At 64.6% G+C, this 17,521-nt stretch carries 13 protein-coding genes; 6 read left to right on the top strand and 7 right to left on the bottom strand.

Features of this window, described 5'->3' with window-relative positions; translation table 11 throughout:
* Positions 1–4 precede the first annotated feature (4 nt).
* From AB4Z37_RS02045 to AB4Z37_RS02030, 4 genes are all read left to right on the top strand, one after another.
* Entirely contained in the window at positions 5–1,624 is a 1,620-nt protein-coding gene (locus tag AB4Z37_RS02045) for an acyl-CoA carboxylase subunit beta (protein WP_441515006.1), read from the top strand.
* Complete coding sequence (locus AB4Z37_RS02040) at positions 1,621–3,615, top strand: acetyl-CoA carboxylase biotin carboxylase subunit (protein ID WP_441515005.1); 1,995 nt, start codon at positions 1,621–1,623, stop codon at positions 3,613–3,615. The genes AB4Z37_RS02045 and AB4Z37_RS02040 overlap by 4 nt, the downstream gene beginning before the upstream one ends.
* 6 nt (positions 3,616–3,621) lie before the next feature.
* Positions 3,622–4,401, top strand: a complete 780-nt coding sequence (locus tag AB4Z37_RS02035; RefSeq protein ID WP_441515004.1) for an enoyl-CoA hydratase/isomerase family protein — start codon at positions 3,622–3,624, stop codon at positions 4,399–4,401.
* A gap of 129 nt (positions 4,402–4,530) precedes the next feature.
* Positions 4,531–5,004 (top strand): PaaI family thioesterase, encoded by a 474-nt coding sequence (locus tag AB4Z37_RS02030; RefSeq protein ID WP_441515003.1) that lies wholly within the window; start codon positions 4,531–4,533, stop codon positions 5,002–5,004.
* Here the strand turns inward: AB4Z37_RS02030 and AB4Z37_RS02025 are convergent.
* Complete coding sequence (locus AB4Z37_RS02025; protein WP_441515002.1) at positions 4,976–5,668, bottom strand: 4'-phosphopantetheinyl transferase family protein; 693 nt, start codon at positions 5,666–5,668, stop codon at positions 4,976–4,978. The genes AB4Z37_RS02030 and AB4Z37_RS02025 overlap by 29 nt on opposite strands.
* Before the next feature lie 20 nt (positions 5,669–5,688).
* Positions 5,689–6,723, bottom strand: a complete 1,035-nt coding sequence (locus AB4Z37_RS02020; protein ID WP_441515001.1) for an ABC transporter substrate-binding protein — start codon at positions 6,721–6,723, stop codon at positions 5,689–5,691.
* A 221-nt stretch (positions 6,724–6,944) separates the two neighbouring features.
* On the opposite strand from AB4Z37_RS02020, the gene AB4Z37_RS02015 reads away from it, so the two are divergent.
* Entirely contained in the window at positions 6,945–7,478 is a 534-nt protein-coding gene (locus AB4Z37_RS02015; protein WP_441515000.1) for a hypothetical protein, read from the top strand.
* A gap of 210 nt (positions 7,479–7,688) precedes the next feature.
* Positions 7,689–9,257 (top strand): GMC family oxidoreductase, encoded by a 1,569-nt coding sequence (locus tag AB4Z37_RS02010; protein WP_441514999.1) that lies wholly within the window; start codon positions 7,689–7,691, stop codon positions 9,255–9,257.
* Between the two features lie 141 nt (positions 9,258–9,398).
* Here AB4Z37_RS02010 and AB4Z37_RS02005 read toward each other — a convergent pair whose 3' ends face one another.
* The 5 genes from AB4Z37_RS02005 to AB4Z37_RS01985 all read right to left on the bottom strand — a co-directional run bounded on the left by AB4Z37_RS02005 (position 9,399) and on the right by AB4Z37_RS01985 (position 17,521).
* Positions 9,399–10,454: an NAD(P)/FAD-dependent oxidoreductase gene (locus AB4Z37_RS02005; protein ID WP_441514998.1), complete on the bottom strand. Its 1,056-nt coding sequence runs from the start codon at positions 10,452–10,454 to the stop codon at positions 9,399–9,401.
* A complete protein-coding gene (gene ectB / locus AB4Z37_RS02000) occupies positions 10,451–11,791 on the bottom strand; it encodes a diaminobutyrate--2-oxoglutarate transaminase (RefSeq protein ID WP_441514997.1) in 1,341 nt (446 codons plus the stop codon). The genes AB4Z37_RS02005 and ectB overlap by 4 nt, the downstream gene beginning before the upstream one ends.
* Positions 11,792–11,858: 67 nt before the next feature.
* A complete protein-coding gene (locus AB4Z37_RS01995) occupies positions 11,859–12,668 on the bottom strand; it encodes a cupin domain-containing protein (protein WP_441514996.1) in 810 nt (269 codons plus the stop codon).
* Between the two features lie 11 nt (positions 12,669–12,679).
* Entirely contained in the window at positions 12,680–14,089 is a 1,410-nt protein-coding gene (locus AB4Z37_RS01990) for a SidA/IucD/PvdA family monooxygenase (RefSeq protein ID WP_441514995.1), read from the bottom strand.
* A gap of 195 nt (positions 14,090–14,284) precedes the next feature.
* A complete protein-coding gene (locus AB4Z37_RS01985; protein WP_441514994.1) occupies positions 14,285–17,521 on the bottom strand; it encodes a non-ribosomal peptide synthetase in 3,237 nt (1,078 codons plus the stop codon).

Here is a 17,521-nt window from a genome sequence, read left to right as displayed (position 1 = left end):
CGCGATGGCGCTGATCGAGAACACCGTCGCCGCCGGCGGCGCGGCCTTCCAGGCCAACCGGGACGGCATGCTCGCCCTGATCGGGCGGATGCGCATGCTGGAAGAGCGAGCGCGCGCGGCGTCCGCCGCCGCCAAGGATCGTTTCCACCAGCGCGGCCAGTTGCTGCCGCGCGAGCGGGTGGCGCTGCTGCTTGATCCGGATACGCCGTTCATCGAGCTGTCGACGCTCGCCGGCTACATGTTCGACATTCCGGACGCCGACAAGAGCATCCCCGGCTGTGGCCTGATCGCCGGCATCGGCATCGTGTCGGGGGTGCGCTGCATGATCAGCGCCAGCGATTCCGGCATCGATGCCGGCGCGCTGCAGCCGATGGGGCTCGACAAGCAGCTGCGCGTGCAGGAGCTGGCGCTGGAGAACAAGCTGCCGCTGGTGCAACTGGTCGAGAGCGCCGGCGCCAACCTGCTGCGCTACCGCGTCGAGGACTTTGTTCGCGGCGGCAACATCTTCCGCAACCTGGCGCGGCTGTCGGCGGCCGGGCTGCCGGTGGTCACGGTCACCCACGGTTCGTCAACGGCCGGCGGCGCCTACCAGACCGGCCTGTCGGATTACATCGTCATGGTGCGCGGCCGCACCCGCGCGTTCCTCGCCGGACCGCCGCTGCTGAAGGCCGCGACCGGCGAAATCGCGACCGAGGAAGAACTCGGCGGTGCCGAGATGCATACCGGCATCTCCGGCCTCGGCGACTATCTCGCCGAGGATGACCGCGATGCGCTGCGGATCGCTCGTGACATCATGGCCGGTCTCAATTGGGATCGTCCCTCCGATGACGTGGCTGAATCATTCGCGCCGCCGGTCTATGGCGCCGAAGATCTCCTCGGTATCATGCCGATGGACCACAAGCGGCCGGTGGATATGCGCCAGGTCATCGCCCGTCTGGTCGATGGCTCGGACTTCGTTGCGTTCGGTGAAAATTATGGTTCGGCGACGATCTGCGGCCATGCCAGTATCGAAGGGCATCCGGTCGGCATCATCACCAACAACGGGCCGCTCGATCCTGCCGGCGCCAACAAGGCGACGCACTTCATCCAGGCCTGCTGCCAGTCGCGCACGCCGCTGATCTATCTCAACAATACCACGGGCTACATGGTCGGGCGCGCCTATGAAGAAGGCGGCATGATCAAGCATGGCTCCAAGATGATCCAGGCGGTCACCAGCGCCACGGTGCCGCAGATCACGCTCTATTGCGGCGCGTCGTTCGGCGCCGGCAATTACGGCATGTGCGGCCGTGGCTTCCATCCGCGCTTCTGCTTCTCCTGGCCCAACGCCAAGACCGCGGTGATGGGCGGCGAGCAGGCGGCCGAGACCATGGCGATTGTCACCGAGGCCGCGGCCGCCCGCAAGGGCAAGCCGGTGGACCGCGAGCAGCTCGACAAGATGAAGGCGAAGATCACAGCGGTGTTCGACGGCCAGATGGACGTGTTCGCGACCAGCGCACGGGTGCTGGACGACGGCGTGATCGATCCGCGCGATACTCGCGCCGTGCTGGCCGAGGTGCTGGCGATCTGCCGGGAGGCGGAGCAGCGGCAGCCCCAAGCGATGCAGTTCGCGGTGGCGCGGCCATGAGGGATGCGATGACAAAGCGGACGCCGTTCAGCAAGATCCTGATCGCCAACCGCGGCGAGATCGCGCTGCGGGTGATGCGGACCGCGCGGCGGCTGGGGTATGGCGTTGTTGCTGTCTATTCCTCGGCGGATGCTGGCGCCCGCCATGTGCGGGAGGCCGACGAAGCCGTCTTGATCGGCGATGCTGCGCCGGCGCAGTCCTATCTTCGGGTCGACGCCATCATCGCGGCCGCCAAGGCGAGCGGCGCCGATGCGGTGCACCCGGGCTATGGCTTTCTTGCGGAGAACGCCGCGTTCGCGGCGGCCTGCGCCGAAGCCGGGCTGGTGTTTATTGGCCCGTCGGCGAATGCGATCCGCGACATGGGCGACAAGGCCGCGGCCAAGGACTTCATGGCCAAGGCCGGTGTGCCGTGTGTGCCGGGCTACCAGGGCGCCGATCAGAGCGATGCGACGCTCGCCGCCGAGGCGGCCAGGATCGGTTTTCCGGTGATGATCAAGGCGACCGCCGGAGGGGGCGGGCGGGGCATGCGGCTGGTGCCGGACGCGGCGTCGCTTCCGGATCTGCTGCGCAGCGCCAAGTCCGAGGCCAGGAGCGCTTTCGGGGATGCGACGGTCATTCTCGAGCGCGCGATCGTCGATCCCCGCCATATCGAGATCCAGGTGTTCGGCGATCGTCATGGGCAGGCCATTCATCTCGGCGAGCGCGATTGCTCGGTGCAGCGGCGCCATCAGAAGGTGATCGAGGAGGCGCCGTCGCCGGCGGTGTCGCCGGAGTTGCGCGCGCGGATGGGTGAGGTCGCCGTCGCCGCCGTCAAGGCCATGGGCTACGAGGGCGCCGGCACGCTGGAATTCCTGCTCGATCCGGCGGGACAGTTCTACTTCATGGAAATGAATACCCGCCTGCAGGTCGAGCATCCGGTGACGGAGGCGATCACCGGTCTCGACCTGGTCGAGTTGCAGCTGCGCATCGCCAGCGGCGAGCCGCTGCCGCTGCGCCAGGAGGAGGTGGTGTTTTCGGGGCACGCCATCGAGGTGCGGCTGTGCGCCGAGGACGCGTCGCATGATTTCATGCCGCAGTCGGGCCGGCTGCTGCGCTGGGAGATGCCTGCGGCATTGCGTGTCGAGCACGCGCTGGCGTCCGGCGCGGAGATCCCGCCGTTCTATGATTCCATGGTTGCGAAGATCATCGGCAGCGGCGCGACGCGCGACGAGGCACGGCAGGCGCTGTTGGGTGGGCTGTCGCGAACGATTGCGTTCGGCGTGACCACCAACCAGGCCTTCCTTGCGGCCTGCCTGCGTCATCCAGCGTTCGCTGCGGGGCAGGCCACGACAGCTTTCATTGCCCGTCACGGCGATGATCTGCACGCGCCGGCCTCGGGAACGCAGTCTGCCACGCCTGTGCTCGCTGCCCTGCTGCTGTATGTCACCGCGCGCAATGGAGGGACCTGGCGCAAGGGGCGGGCACTGGCGCCGGCATTTCCCGTGCCGATGCGGATCGCGATCGGCGACGAGGTTCATGACGTCGAGATATTCCGTCGTCGTGACGGCAGTTACACGGTCACGGGGCAGGGGCGTGAGGCCACTCTCGAGATCGACGGGGTCGATGCTGGAACGTTACGGGTTCGCGCCGGGCTGCTTACGGAAAGCGTCGCTTATGCGCGGGCGGGCGATCGGCTGTTCATGCTGGCAAAGGGCGTGCCGGTGGCCGTGCACGATCTGACTTACGCACCGCCCGTCCGTGCCGCCACCGAAGGTGGCGATGGCAAGCTGCGCGCCGCCCTGAACGGGCGCGTGGTCGCGGTGCTGGTCAGGCAGGGTGACCAGGTCGCCGCTGGCCAGCCGATGGTGACGCTCGAGGCGATGAAGATGGAGCATGTCCATGTCGCGCCGGCATCGGGCACCATCGCGGCGATCCATGTCACCGAGGGTGAGCAGGTGACCACCAGCAGCATCGTCGCCGAAATCGACGTCGCCGCCAAAGCTGCGGAGTAGCAACCGATGACTGCATCCTCTCCCGTCCTTCACGACACGCGCGGGCCGGCGTTCTGGATCACCATCAACCGGCCCGACAAGCGCAATGCACTCAACGCCGAGGTGATCGCCGGCATCGTCGCCGGCTATCGCGCTGCCCATGATGATCCGGCGGTGCGGGCGATCGTGCTGACCGGCGCCGGGGACAAGGCATTCTGTGCCGGCGCGGACCTGCAGCCCGGCAAGGCCTTCACCTTCGATTTCGCCAAGCCCAACGTCGACTATGCGGACATGCTGCGGCTGGCGCAGAGTGCCACCAAGCCGACCATCGCCCGCGTCAACGGCGCCTGCATGGCCGGCGGCATGGGGCTGCTCGCCATGACCGACATGGCGGTCGCCGCCGACAACGTCGTGTTCGGCCTGCCGGAGGTCAAGGTCGGGGTGTTTCCGATGCAGGTGATGAGCCTGCTGCAGACCATCGCGCCGCGACGCCTGATCAATGAATGGAGCCTGACCGGCGAGCCGTTCGATGCCGCGACCGCGCAGGCGGCGGGGCTGCTCAACCATGTCGTGCCGGCGGCCGAGCTCGACGCCAAGGTCGACTGGCTGGTCGGACGCATCGCCGACAAGTCGCCGACCGCCATCCGCCGCGGCAAATATGCCATGCGCGCGATCGCTGCGATGTCGTTCGACGAGGCGATCGCTTTCACCGAGAGCCAGATTGCGCTGCTCGGGATGACCGAGGATGCCCGCGAAGGCATCGCGGCGTTCGCCGAGAAGCGCAAGCCGTCCTGGCCTGGTCGCTAGCCTGCTTGCGCTGCAACGCGCCCCGGAAAATACCCGAAGAGAGGGATTTTTGCCTGCCTGATACGGTGCCGTATTGTGCCCCTGCGGTCGATCTGATACGGTTCCGTATCAAATGGGGAGGCGCGATCCATGACTGCGTACGAGCCGCAGGACCCGCACTATCAGTTGCGGGTGAGCGACAGCTTTCGTCGCCAGCAGGCGATGCACACGCTCGGGATCCGTCTCGACCGGGTCGGTCCGGGTGAGGTCGATCTGACGATGTCCTATGCTGAGGCCTATACTCAGCAGCACGGCTTCATCCACGCCGGGATCATTACCACAGCACTCGACAGCGCCTGCGGCTATGCCGCATTCTCCCTGATGCCTGCAGATGCTGACGTCCTGACCGTCGAGTTCAAGACCAACCTGCTGGCGCCGGCGAGTGGCGAGCGCTTCGTGTTCCGCGCCCGCGTGGTCAAGCCGGGCCGGACACTGACGGTCTGTGACGCCCAGGCGCTGGCGGTGCGGGACGGCCGCGAAAAGCTGGTCGCCACCATGTCGGCCACGTTGATGGCGCTGCGTGAGGCCGAACGCGTCAAAGCGCCGACAGCGCGACAGGTCTGAACGATACGTCCGGCCGGGATGCGTGGCGCTGCTGGACGGCCAGCGCGATGCGTGCCGTTTCCCATTGCCTTTCCTCGAAATGCCAGCGGCTGGTATCGCCGAACTGAGGAGCGGCGCGGACCAGCCGGGGCGGGTCGAGTGCGATGGCAAAGCCGTCGAGGCGGGTCTGCAGCCCAAGGCCAGTCGCCTTGACCGCTGCTTCTTTCAGCGTCCAGATCCGCAGGAAGCAATCAGCCAGCGTTGCTGTGTCGACGTCGGTCAGGATCTTTCGCTCCTCGGCCGCGAAGTGCCGGCTGGCGGCCTCGATCACGCCGGAATCTCCGTCCAGCCGTTCGACATCAATGCCGACCCTGGCACCACGCGCGAAGGCCGCGACGACCAGATGGGCGCTGTGGGCGAGATTGAAGTCGATGTCGGCGTCTGCGTCGCGCAGCATCGGCTTGCCGTGCGGCCCGGCGCCGATTGCAGCGGCAGGAATGCCGAACAGTTCGCGCAGGCCGTATCGCAGCAACGAGCGACCGACCACGAACAGCGCCCGATCGCGCTGTTTGCGGAAACGTTCGAGGCGGATCTGTTCATCCGGCTGCAGCGCGTCGACCCGTCGCCGCGATATGGCCGCGTCGCTGCTGGAAATGGCTGTCATCAGAACGGTGACGTCAGGCATGGGATCGCCATTACGTTGTCTCAGGGGACGATGAACTGCCGCTGTGCGACCTGCGCCAGCCGCCACTCCAGTCCGGTGACTTCGCCGGAGGGCGAAAACGACAGGTCACCGAGCACAGTGCTCCAGCGCCGTTCCTTCAGGCGCGCCGCGGCCCGCTCGCCGCCGCAATCCCCGAGATGGTGCAGGACGCCCAACAGCAGGTCGATGGCGGTATAGCTGGTCAGGAAATAGGCACCGGGCGGACGGCCGATCAGGTCGCGGCAGGCGGTCTCGAGACGAGCGGCGACCTCATGCTGGGCCGCGACCGCGATGACGGGGATCAGCACGCCGTCCGCAACTTCACCGGCCTCGTCCAGGAAGGCGACGTGGCAGGCGTCGTCGCCCGCGATCCTGCAGCGCGAGCGATCGAGCCGTCGCAGCACGCGCGCCGAAAACTCGCGGGTTCCAGCGACGACCACGGGGCCGGTACCGGCGGAGACGGTGTCGTCGGCGACACGCGCTACCACCAATCGGGCAACCTTGTTCGCGCGCGTCAGCGCGCGTTGCAGGTGTGCGCCGAGGCTGTGTCCGTAGCGATTGTCTTCGACGTAGACCTCGACATCGCCTTCCTGCTGTTGCAGCCGTTGCACGATGACATCGGCCTGGGTGTCATCCCGGCCAAACAGCCGCAGCACGGTCGAAGATCCGAAAGATGCTGTCAATTCGGGAGCGCTGGCGCCGGGGGCCATGAACAGCATGCCGGCCTCCCTATATATCTGTGCAGCGGTCATGGCGGCGCGCGAACTGAAGTGCCCGACGACGTAGCTGATACCGCGATCGGCGAGGCGCCTTGCTGCTGCATGCCCACCCTCCGCACTGCGTTGATCGTCGTACCAGACGGCCCGAACCGGGATGCCACCGCGCTCGTGGTGTTGCGCGAGTGCGAGATGGGCGGCTGCGATGAGGCAGGCGCCGTGCGCGGCCGTATCGATCGGCAGACCGATCTCGATTTCAGCGCCGAACGAGGGCGGCGCCAACAGATGCAAAGGCAACGACATCTTGGTTGGAAACGACATGGCTGTGACGGATATGGCTGTGACGGATATGGCTGTGGCGGATATGGCTGCAGGAAATCATTGGTTCAGGCGCTGCTGATCGCGTCGCGCAGACATCGCCGTCATTGAAACATCACACCGGAAATCAAGTTTGATGTTGGTTGCAATGATCGCTCATGATATGCTTTCGCGTGTAGTTTTTGAAAATTTTTGTACAAACAATTTATTGGCAGGTGGTCGCCATGCAGGATGAAAACCACGACGGTGAAAACCATCACAACGGTGCCGCTCACCCATCCAGTGACAGCCCGTCGGGCACGGCCGAGACTGGCGTACAATCCTCGTCAACCGCGAGCTCGAACGAAGCGTCGTCCGAGATCGCGCCGGACAGGATCGCAGATCTTCTTAACCGGCTTACGACGCTGGAACTTTCTGTCCAGCAGCTGCGGATTTCGGTGGATGTGCTGGCCGGCAATACCGGCGCATTGCCCGGATCCGTCATCACGATCCTCAACGCCATCGGCACGCTCGCCAATAACATGTCGCATCTGATCACGGTGTCGAACATGCATGGCGCAGCCGCGAGCACGGCTGCAGCGTCGACCGGCAATCTGCTCAATCATGCGGCGATGATCTACGCCGATACCCAGGCCCTGCGACTGTCGCAGGGCGCGGTGGCATCGTGCGCCGAGCGGACGGCAGCAGCGCCTGCCGCCTTTGCTACGATGGCCTTTGCGACTCTATCCGATGCTCCGGGGGAAGTCGGGCGCATCTGATCCCAGAACGTTGCGAAACGGCGGGCGCGATCGTCCGCCGGGCTCGGCATGCGGCTGGCCATCCGCGCGATGATGTCGCCGCGTGGAAACGGCGCTGACGTCAATTTCAATCTGACTGCTGTTGTGATTGCACGGTTTCCGCCCGCACACGGGCGCGATGCCGTCCGTCGGCCATCCTTTCACCAATCCATTTTCGAAACGAGGCGAACCATGTGTCAGACGACAGGAACACCGGCGCCGAGCGCGGCGCCTGCGGTTGCCAAGCAGACCGACGCCGTCGACTACATTGTCATCGGGGCGGGCTCCGCCGGCTGCGTCATCGCCGATAAGCTGAGCACCAATCCCAATGTACGGGTCATGGTGATCGAAGCCGGCCCGATGGACGACAGCGTGTTGATCCAGGACCCCAATGATTATCTGAAAGTACGCAATACCCAATACGACTGGGCCTTCAAGACCACGCCGCAAGCTCATATGAATGGCCGCACGATCGGCTGTCCACGCGGCAAGACGCTCGGCGGCAGCAGCTCCATCAACGCCATGCTTTATGTCCGCGGCAACCGGCTGGACTACGACGGCTGGGCCTACGAGGGTTACCCCGGCTGGAGCTACAACGATCTGCTGCCGATTTTCGTGGCGCAGGAAGACAACGAGCTCGGTCCGTCGCGCTATCATGGTGTCAACGGTCCGCTGACGGTTCGCAATTTTCCTCAGCCCGGCGAGCCAGGCACGGCCTTCATCCAGGCGGGTATGCAATACGGTTATGATGGCCCGAACTGGGACTTCAATGCCGAGCGCCAGGATAACGGCGTCGGCTATTACCAGTTGACGATCCGCGACGGGCTGCGCTGCAGCCTCGCGAAAGCCTTCCTGCATCCGGAGATGTACCGCAAGAATCTGACGGTTCTGACCAACAGCAAGGTGCTGCGGCTGATCAAGAATGGCACCCGGATCGTCGGTGTGGAGTATTTGACCGAGAGTGGCCAGCTGACGCGCACCTATGCCGACCGGGAAACGGTGTTGTGCGCCGGCGCGATCTGCACGCCCTGGCTGCTGTTGCTGTCCGGCATCGGTCCTGCCGACGACCTGCGGCGCCTGCAGATTCCGGTGCTGCTCGATCTTCCAGGGGTGGGGCAGAATCTGCAGGATCATGTCCAGCTGTCGATGTCCTGGGTGGCGGAAGGCAAGCTGGCGCCGATCTATGGCAGCGGCGTGCAGGCCGGCCTGTTCGTGCGCACCCGCCATCGCCCGATTGCGTCGTCACCGGATCTCCAGTTCCACTTCTGGCAGGGCCTCGACGGCACCCAGCCCGTCATGTCGACCACGCCAACGCTGGCGCGTCCATCCAGCGTCGGACGCGTCACCTTGCAGTCGGCCGATCCCAGCACGCCGCCGCTCATCAACCCGAACTATCTGTCGACCCAGTCCGATGTCGATATCCTGGTCGAAGGCGTCAAGCTGTCGCGCGAGATCCTGGCGCAGCGTGCTTTCGACGGTGTCCGTGGCGCCGAACTGGAACCGGGGCCGAACGTCAAGACCGACAAGGAGATCGCCGATTTCGTGCGTGCCAATTCGTACACGATCTATCATGTCTCCTGCAGCTGCAAGATGGGATTCGATGCCATGTCGGTGGTTGATCCGCAGTTGCGCGTCTATGGACTCGAAGGGCTGCGGATCGCAGATGTATCGGTGATGCCGTGGATCATCAACGCCAACCTCAATGCTACCTGCGGGGTGATCGGCCAGCGTGCCGCAGACATGATCCTCGCGTCGCATTAGCGCGTTCCGTCGAGCGAAATGGATATCGGTTGGCCTGAAGAAATACGTCAAAACAAATAATGAGAGTGCATCGCCGTGACCGCCACCCCTCGCGGGTGGCGGTTGCATCCGTCGACAGGAATGATGGTGACGCCGATCAGCTCAGCGAGCCAGCTGCGCCGCGAGCTTCAACGCAAGAGCCGGCGCGAGCTTGTAGTCGCTGCCGTCGTATCCTGCGACCGCCCAGACGGAACGATGGTCATTGAGCGGGCATTGCAGAACGCCCTGCGCAGCTGCGGTGCTGTAAGTACAGGCTGACATGCGCAGCACTCGGTAGCTTGCGAAGTGCGGAAGATGCGTCCGAATGCTGTTCAGCAGCGCCATGGTCTCCGTGGTGCTGACGTCGCGATTGGCGGGATGATCGGAGCGGGCCGGGCAGGCGAGATATCCGGCTGCAAGTTTCAAGTGCGTACCGGCCGCGGGGGGAGCCCCCCATAGATCATCGACTCCGCCAAAATTCACGAAAACCGGTGCGTTCCGCCAGACCCTCTCCAGGTGCCCCGGCGGCTCGAGATAGGCGAGAATCTGCCTGCGGGCGCCGACCGCGAGCATCGGTGCCAGATTCGTGGTGGCTGCGCCCACACACGCGATCACGATGTCGGCTTGTTCGACCTCGCCGTCCGCGAGCACGGCGGCTGGACGGCCATGGTCGAGCGACGCCACCGTCGTATTCGGCCGCAGCACGGCGCCGTGGCGTCCCAGCCATTCTGCCAGCAGTATCGCGATCTGGTCTGCAAGCAGGATGCCGCCGCGCTCGGTCGCGATGGCACTATGATCGGGGTCAGGCAGCAGCACCGGCAAGACGTCGAGCCGCTCTCGTGGGGTGAGCCGGCGGGCGGTGATGCCGGCATGGCGCAATTGGTCCAGGACCCGCGCCGCAGTTCCGGGGTCGGCAAAGCCGCACACCGCGCCAGTCTCCACATAGAGCGGGCCGATGTCGTGCGACAGCGTCTGCCAGGCGCTGAACGCCTCCGTGATGGTTGGATCGGAAGACGAGCGCAGGTTGAAGTCGTGGATCAGGCGATGCTGGTCGTAGGAGGCGTTCAATGGGTTGGGAATGGAGCCTCGTTCCAGCACGGTGACGTGATGGCCGTTGCGTGTGAGTGCCCAGGCGAGGCAAAGGCCGTGAATGCCCGCCCCGACGATGACGACCTTCATGCGCTCTGCCGAAACGCAACCTGCGGCTCGGTCGATCGGTAGACGTCATCGACTGCATCATCGAGCCTGTCGAGACCGGCTGCCAGACTGGCATCATCAATGGTCAACGGCGGCAAGAGCTTGAGAACCTGTTCGCGAGAGCCACAGGTCTCGACGATCAGCCCACGCTTGAATGCGGCCGCCGAGACCGCCATCGCGATATCCGCATTGTCCCACTCCAGTCCGCGGATCATGCCGCGACCGCGCACCCGCGCCTGGCCGTCGGGGCAGCGGTCGGCCATCTGCTGCAGGCGGGCCTGGATGCTTTCGCCCTTGCGGCGTGTTGTCTGCTCGAAGGTGGCGTCGCGCCAGTAGGTGTCGAGCGCCGCAGTTGCGGCAACGAACGCAAGGTTGTTGCCGCGGAAGGTCCCGATATGCTCGCCAGGGCGCCAGGCGTCGAGCGTGTCCTTCATGAGCACCAGCGCCATCGGGAAGCCGATGCCGCCGATGGACTTGGATACGCAGACAATATCGGGTGCGATGCCGGTATCCTCGAAGCTGAAAAACGGCCCGGTGCGGCCGCATCCCGTCTGGATCTCGTCGACGATCAGCAGGGCGTCGTGCTTGCGCGCCAACTCCGCGAGGCCTCGCAGCCAGCTCCGCGACGCCACCTTGAGCCCGCCCTCGGCTTGTACGGTCTCGAGGATGAAGGCGGCCGGCGCCTCCACCCCGCTGCCCGGTTCGCTCAGCAGCGCATCGATATAGGACAACGTGTTGACGCTGTCGCCGAAAAAGCCGTCGAACGGCAGCCGGACGATGTCCTGCAAGGTGACGCCGGAGGCCCGCCGCATCGGGCCGTCGCCGGTGGCCGACAGCGCACCCAGCGACATGCCGTGATAGGCGTTGGTGAAGGCGGCGATCGGTCGTTGCGGCCGCAGCCGGCGCGCCAGCTTGAGAGCGGCTTCAACGGCACTGCTCCCGGTCGGGCCGGTGAACTGGACCTTGTAGTTCAGGTGACGCGGCGCGAGGATGGTGGTCTCGAACGTGGTCAGAAAGTCGCGCTTGGCGGTGGTGTGCAGGTCGAGGCCCTGGATCACGCCATGCTGCTGCATGTAATCGAGCACGCGTGCGGTGATGGCGTCGTTGTTGTGGCCATAATTGAGGACGCCGGCGCCGGACAGAAAGTCGATGTAGGCGTGGCCGTCCTCGTCCGTCAGCAGGTGGCCTTTGGCCGTCGCGAAGACGCGCGGAAAGCGGCGGCAATAGCTCCTGACGTCGGACTCGAGGCTGGCAAAGACATCATTGTCTCCGCTGCTGTGCTCGCTTCGGATCGGCAGATCAGAGGGGGTGTGCAACATCGACATCACTCCGTTCGCAACGCGCGTGTCTGATATGGCCGATCCGGCCCAGGGCTCAGGTGACGGATTAGATGGGACGCCCCGCCCACATCGTGCCGTCGCGCCCGCCCCACCAGAAGAACAGTACCTCGAGCGCTTCACTCGACGTGTTGGTCACCACATGCTCGCAATAGGGCTCGAAGTACACCACATCCCCTTTCCGGATCGGGCGAGTGTTGCTATCGACCCGCAATTCTCCTTCGCCGGCGACGACGATGGCAATCTCCTCCTCATCGTGCTTGTAGAGCTCGCTGGCATCGCCTGGGTCGATCGTCGCCCATGCTCCGCCCCAGGGCGTGCGGACCATGCCGCGCCAGGGCAGCAGCCGCCGGAACAGGGTGTTGTACTCCCGTTGGGGGGCGGATTCGTTGACCCATTGCGCCACCATGCTGTCGAACAGGGCGTCACGCTGCAGTGCCTGCTTGAGATGGGCGTCGATGCGGTCGATCGGATAGTAGGCGCTGAGACCGGACCGGACCTTGCCGACATAGGAATCGGCAGGAGCCGCGAATTCGCCGATAGTGATCGGCAGCAGCACCTTGACGTCGACTGTACCGGCTGCTGTCCGGGCGGTCTTGTCGACCAGAGCATAGGTCGGATCGGCGTTTGACAGCAGCGCCACCTGGTCGTCCGAAACCTTGTGCATCACGCCGATGACATCCAGGCCCGGCGCCGGCACGATGCAAGACGTGCCGCCGCCCCACTCGGCGCGATAGTTGGCAAAAGTCAGGCGGTGATCGGGAATGGTCGCGGGGATGGATTCCGCCACCGGGCCGATCTCGGTGGCCACATGGCTGGGGTCGGCACTGGTGCCGTAGGAAAAGAACCAGGAGGACATCGCGATCTCCGTCAGAGAGGGGAAGGCTGGGCCACCGTTGCCGGCCGTGCCGCGACATGAAGTGGCGCCTCAACAGCGTGCGCCGCGCCACCGTGGTGGAGGAATGAAGAGAGGATGCGTTCGGCCTTGAGTGCCGACATGCTCAGCGACAGGCTGTCGCTGGCGCCGTGGGTCCGCTCCGACATGCCGTTGATATAGATCAGCGGCTGGAAGCCGGGGACGGTCCGCACGCGGTAGTCGAAGCCGATCTCCGGCCCGCCCAGGCTGTCGGTGACAATGAAGGGCCGCAGCGGCTCGATCAGTTGCGGGAACAGCATCTCGTTGTAGCCGGTGCAGAGGATTACCACGTCGGTGGTCAGGGTTTCGATGTCGTGGGTATAGACATCCTCGACATCGAGGCGGAAGCGCCCGCCGGCGGCCTCCAATGCCACCGGGCGCCTGCGCGGCACGATACGCACACGCTCTGTGCCCAGCACCTTGTCCTCGTAGACACGCCAGTACAGCGCCTGGCTGACATCGGTATCGACTGCGGAATAGTTGGTCTTGTGGAAGTCGCTCACGACCTGGCGGCGCGCTTCGGGTGGCAGGGCGTGGAAGTATTCGACCTCCTCCGGAAAATAGACTTCATTGGAAAAGTGGCCGACATCGACCAGAGGGAATGCGAGGCCGCGTTGCAGGGAGATGAAGCGCGCGTTGGCGAAACGATCGTAGAGATGCAGCACCACCTCGCCGGCGCTCTGCCCCGACCCGATGACTGTGAAGGTGAGGTTGTTGTCGCGGTCGAACGCCGCAAGCTTCTGCAGGAACTGGGCGCTGTGGAACACATGGTCGCCGACGTGCGGACGGAACAGCTCCGGGACGTGGGGGGTCGGCCCGGTGGCCAGCACCATGGCACGGGTCAGGTAGGTGGCGTTCTGAGTCTTGACCAGCAGCAGGCTGGGATCGTCGACTGACGGATAAGGAGCGACGCTCTCGACCGTCTGGCTGTAGGTCACGTCGTCGGCAAGCTGGCCGGCGGTCCAGCGCACATAGGCGTCCCAGTCGGTGCGGGCGACACGGCCGCCGAGATGGCCAAAGTGGTAGAGGCGCCCGCTCTGCTTGAGGTAATTCACGAACGTGAAGCGGCTGCGTGGATCTCGCGGCGTTGCGAAGTCGCGCAGGAAGTTGTGATTGATGTCGGCGCCGCGCACCAGCAGGCCGGGCTGCCAGGACGGCCCGGCGTTGCGCTCCAGAAAGCGGGCCTTGGGACCGGTGTCCGAGCCGGTTGCTTCGCGCCAGTCGGCCAGTGCCGCGGCGAGGGAGATGCCTGCCGGGCCAAAGCCGGCGCAAAGCAGGTCGAGGATGTCGCTTTTGCCGTTCGCTTTGCCGTTGGCGCCGTTGTGCGACCAGTGGCCGTTGTTCGCTCCGCTGATGTCGTCCATGATCGCCCTTTCTGTTCGCTGGCACGCATGCCCGGTGTCGCCGATCTGAAGTTCCTGCACCGCCAGCCGTAATCTCGTCTCAGAGACTTCAGATCGAAAAGCGGCACTCAAATCATGTGTTTTCTGGTGCCCCTTGGTTCTTGAAGTCCGCGAAATGGATTGCCGTGATGTGACACGAACTGCGAGCAGCGGGCACTAACGCACAACGGTTCGTGGCCGCGCGACGATCTCGTCGTCGAGCTCCTTGTCGGCGACTTGCCGAGCGGCCTGGATCGCTGCCGCCAGCTCGTCGAGGATCGGAGTACGGAAAATCTGACGGATCGACAGCACCACACCCATTTCCGCCCGGATACGGGCGATCAGGCGCGTTACCAGCAACGAGTGTCCACCGAGCTCGAAAAAATTGTCGCGGGCGCCGGCCTGCTGGATGCCGAGAAGGTCTTTCCAGATCTCGGCGAGGTGGCTTTCGTCCGCCGTGCGCGGCGGAATGAAGACCCCCGATCGCGACGCGGCCGCGGACGGGGCGGGCAGCGCCGCCACATTGACCTTGTTGCTGTCCTTCAGTGGCAGCCGATCCATCCGCACGAAGGCGCTCGGGATCATGTGATCGGGCAGGCGCGGTCCGAGATAGTCCACCAGCGTCGTGGTGAGGTCGCCGATGCCGTCGACCACGACATAGCTGACGATGCGACGGTCACCGGGCCTGTCCTCACGGACGATGGTCACCGCCTCGCTGACGGCCGGGTGCTGCTTCAGGGTATGGGTGATCTCGCCGAGCTCGATGCGGAAGCCGCGCAGTTTGATCTGCATGTCGCGGCGTCCCTGAAACTCGATATTGCCGTCCGGCAGGAAGCGGCCGATATCACCGGTCTTGTAAAGATGCGCGCCGATGTCGTCGGCGAACGGGTCGAGGATGAATTTCTCCGCGGTCAGCTCCGGCGCCTTCAGATAACCGCGCCCTACTGCGTCGCCGCCGATGCAAATCTCGCCGGGAGCGCCGATCGGCATCGGATTGAGATTGGCGTCGAGGATATAGACCTTCGCGCCCGGCATGGCCCGGCCGATCGGAATGACCGGCGGCTGCGAGCCGCGCTGGCAGTGGTAGTAGGTATTGTGAATGGTCGCTTCGGTGGGGCCGTAGGCGTTGTCGAGCCGCGCATCCATCTTGTCGAAGAAGCGCAGCACCAGCTCCGGAGATAGCGGCTCACCGCCGCAGATCACCCAGCGCACCGACTTGTTCAAGTTCTCCACGCTCGGCTCGTCGAGCACGAGCTGCAGCATCGGCGGCAGCAGGCAGGCATAGGTCACGCCCGCCTTGACCATGGTATCGATCAGGTAAGCGGCGTCGCTGTGGCTGTCTGGCTTGATCATCGCCACCCGGCCGCCACTCACCAACGGCATGAAGAACTCCCACACCGATACATCGAAGGTATAGGCGTGGCTCTGGAAGAAGCAGTCGGCTGGACCGAACGCGTATTGCAGGTTCATGCCCCAGAGGTGATGGATCACGGAGCGGTGCTCGATCATCACCCCTTTGGGGCGGCCGGTCGAACCGGAAGTATAGAGAACATAGGCCAGCGACCGCGAACCTTGCGCCACGCCAGGATTGATCTCTTCGCCAGGTGAAGTGAGGTCGGCGGCGGTGTCGATCACCAGCGGCGTCGCTCCGGCGTGTGTGAGCGCTTCGACGGAGCCGTCATGCGTCAGGACGACCAGGGGATCGGCGTCACGGACGATGTAAGAGAGCCGTTCCTCGGGAATTCGCGGATCAATGGCGAGATAGGCGCCGCCGGCCTTCAGGATCGCGAGGACGCCGACGATCATGTCGAGCGATTGCTCGACCATGATACCGACGATCCGCTCCGGCTTGCATCCAAGAGCGATCAGGTGGTGAGCGAGACGGTTGGCGCGGCGATTGAGTTCGCCATAGGTCAGATGGCTGTCGCCGAACAGCACCGCCGGAGCGTCCGGAGTCCGCGCAACCTGCTCCTCGACGGCCTGATGGATCAGCTTGTCCCTGGGATAGTCGAGCTCCCAGTTGTTCCAGTCGTGCACGATGGTCTGGTAGTCGCGCTCGTCGAGCAGCTTGAGATCGCGCAGCCGCACGGATGGGCGTGCGGTGGCATCATCCAGCAAGACGCGGTAATGATGGATCAGGCGATCGATGGTGTCGTCGTCGAACAGGTCGCTGCGGTATTCGATGCCGCCGCCGATGGTGCCGCCGGCTTCCCACATCGATAGCGACAGGTCGAACTTGGCGATCGCCGGTGAAGTGACGATGCCGCCCTCCTCGGTATCCGCGCCGCCGATATTGAGCTCCGCAAACTGGTCGCTGACAAAGTTCTGGAACGCCACCATGACCTGGAACACGGCATTGTGGCTGAGGCTGCGCGGCAGATTGAGCTGCTCCACGACCAGCTCAAACGGGATGTCCTGATTGGAATAGGCATCGAGCGTGGTGTCGCGGATCTGTTCCACGAGATCTTCGAAACTAATTTGCGGCTGCAGCTTGTCACGCAGCACCAGGTTGTTGAGAAAGCAGCCGATCATGCTTTCCAGCTCGATCCGGGTGCGGTTGGCGACCACGGTGGCGATGACGAGATCGTCCTGACCGGTCATCCGGTACAGCAGGGTCTTGAATGCGGCTACCAGCACCATGAAGACCGTGGCGTGCTTGCGCCGGGCGAGCGACGATACTTCCGATGTGACACGGGCCGGGATCGAGAACAGCTTCACCTTCCCAGCGGTATCCGGATTGCCGGTACGCGGCCGGTCGAGCGGCAGCTCGATCACCGGTGGCGCATCCTTGAGCTGCTTCAGCCAGTAGGCGAGCTGCTTCTGGATCTTCGGGCTGTTGCTGCGGGCGCGCTGCCATTCCGAGTAGTCGGCATACTGGATCGGCAGCGGCGGCAGGCTGGGGGCGCCGCCGTTGATCTCGTCGGCATAAAGCCGGTCGAGTTCGTTGGCAAGCACAGTCGTCGACCAGCCGTCGCTGATGATGTGGTGCATCACGATCATCACCGACAGGCGGTCCGACGACGACCACAGCAGCCTGCAACGGATCAGCGGCCCGTGCTGGAGATCAAAAGGCACGTGCAGCTCATCTTCGGTCAGACGTTGAACGGCAGCGGCACTGTCAGTTTCATCAAGTTCGGAGACGTCGATCAGCGGGATATCGATCTCCGCCGGCGGTGCGTGAACGACCTGAAACACCAGGCCGTCTCGTTCGATGAACGTCGTGCGCAGCACCTCATGGCGCTCGATCAGCCGTTGGAAGGCGCGGCGCAGAGCGCCTTCATCGGCAGGCGACGGCAGGGCGTGGTTGAACAGGATATTGTAGGCGCCACTGGCGGGGGCGAGCTGGTGGACGAACCAGATCCGCTCCTGAGGATAGGATGCACGAACTTCGTTGACGGCTGCTGTGTCTGGCAT

This window comes from Bradyrhizobium sp. 2TAF24 (genome assembly GCF_052115025.1).
In the GTDB taxonomy this organism is placed as follows: Bacteria; Pseudomonadota; Alphaproteobacteria; order Rhizobiales; family Xanthobacteraceae; genus Bradyrhizobium_A.
Note: the sequence above shows the minus strand (reverse complement) of the source record. Positions and strands in the feature narration are given on the sequence as shown.

What these genes read in the sequence shown, in the direction of transcription:
- AB4Z37_RS02045 (WP_441515006.1), top strand. Translation starts at nt 5, where the DNA reads ATGGCGCTGATCGAGAACACCGTCGCCGCCGGCGGCGCGGCCTTCCAG.
- AB4Z37_RS02040 (WP_441515005.1), top strand. Translation starts at nt 1,621, where the DNA reads ATGAGGGATGCGATGACAAAGCGGACGCCGTTCAGCAAGATCCTGATC.
- AB4Z37_RS02035 (WP_441515004.1), top strand. Translation starts at nt 3,622, where the DNA reads ATGACTGCATCCTCTCCCGTCCTTCACGACACGCGCGGGCCGGCGTTC.
- AB4Z37_RS02030 (WP_441515003.1), top strand. Translation starts at nt 4,531, where the DNA reads ATGACTGCGTACGAGCCGCAGGACCCGCACTATCAGTTGCGGGTGAGC.
- AB4Z37_RS02025 (WP_441515002.1), bottom strand. Translation starts at nt 5,668, where the DNA reads ATGCCTGACGTCACCGTTCTGATGACAGCCATTTCCAGCAGCGACGCG.
- AB4Z37_RS02020 (WP_441515001.1), bottom strand. Translation starts at nt 6,723, where the DNA reads ATGTCGTTTCCAACCAAGATGTCGTTGCCTTTGCATCTGTTGGCGCCG.
- AB4Z37_RS02015 (WP_441515000.1), top strand. Translation starts at nt 6,945, where the DNA reads ATGCAGGATGAAAACCACGACGGTGAAAACCATCACAACGGTGCCGCT.
- AB4Z37_RS02010 (WP_441514999.1), top strand. Translation starts at nt 7,689, where the DNA reads ATGTGTCAGACGACAGGAACACCGGCGCCGAGCGCGGCGCCTGCGGTT.
- AB4Z37_RS02005 (WP_441514998.1), bottom strand. Translation starts at nt 10,454, where the DNA reads ATGAAGGTCGTCATCGTCGGGGCGGGCATTCACGGCCTTTGCCTCGCC.
- ectB (WP_441514997.1), bottom strand. Translation starts at nt 11,791, where the DNA reads ATGTTGCACACCCCCTCTGATCTGCCGATCCGAAGCGAGCACAGCAGC.
- AB4Z37_RS01995 (WP_441514996.1), bottom strand. Translation starts at nt 12,668, where the DNA reads ATGTCCTCCTGGTTCTTTTCCTACGGCACCAGTGCCGACCCCAGCCAT.
- AB4Z37_RS01990 (WP_441514995.1), bottom strand. Translation starts at nt 14,089, where the DNA reads ATGGACGACATCAGCGGAGCGAACAACGGCCACTGGTCGCACAACGGC.
- AB4Z37_RS01985 (WP_441514994.1), bottom strand. Translation starts at nt 17,521, where the DNA reads ATGCCAGACACAGCAGCCGTCAACGAAGTTCGTGCATCCTATCCTCAG.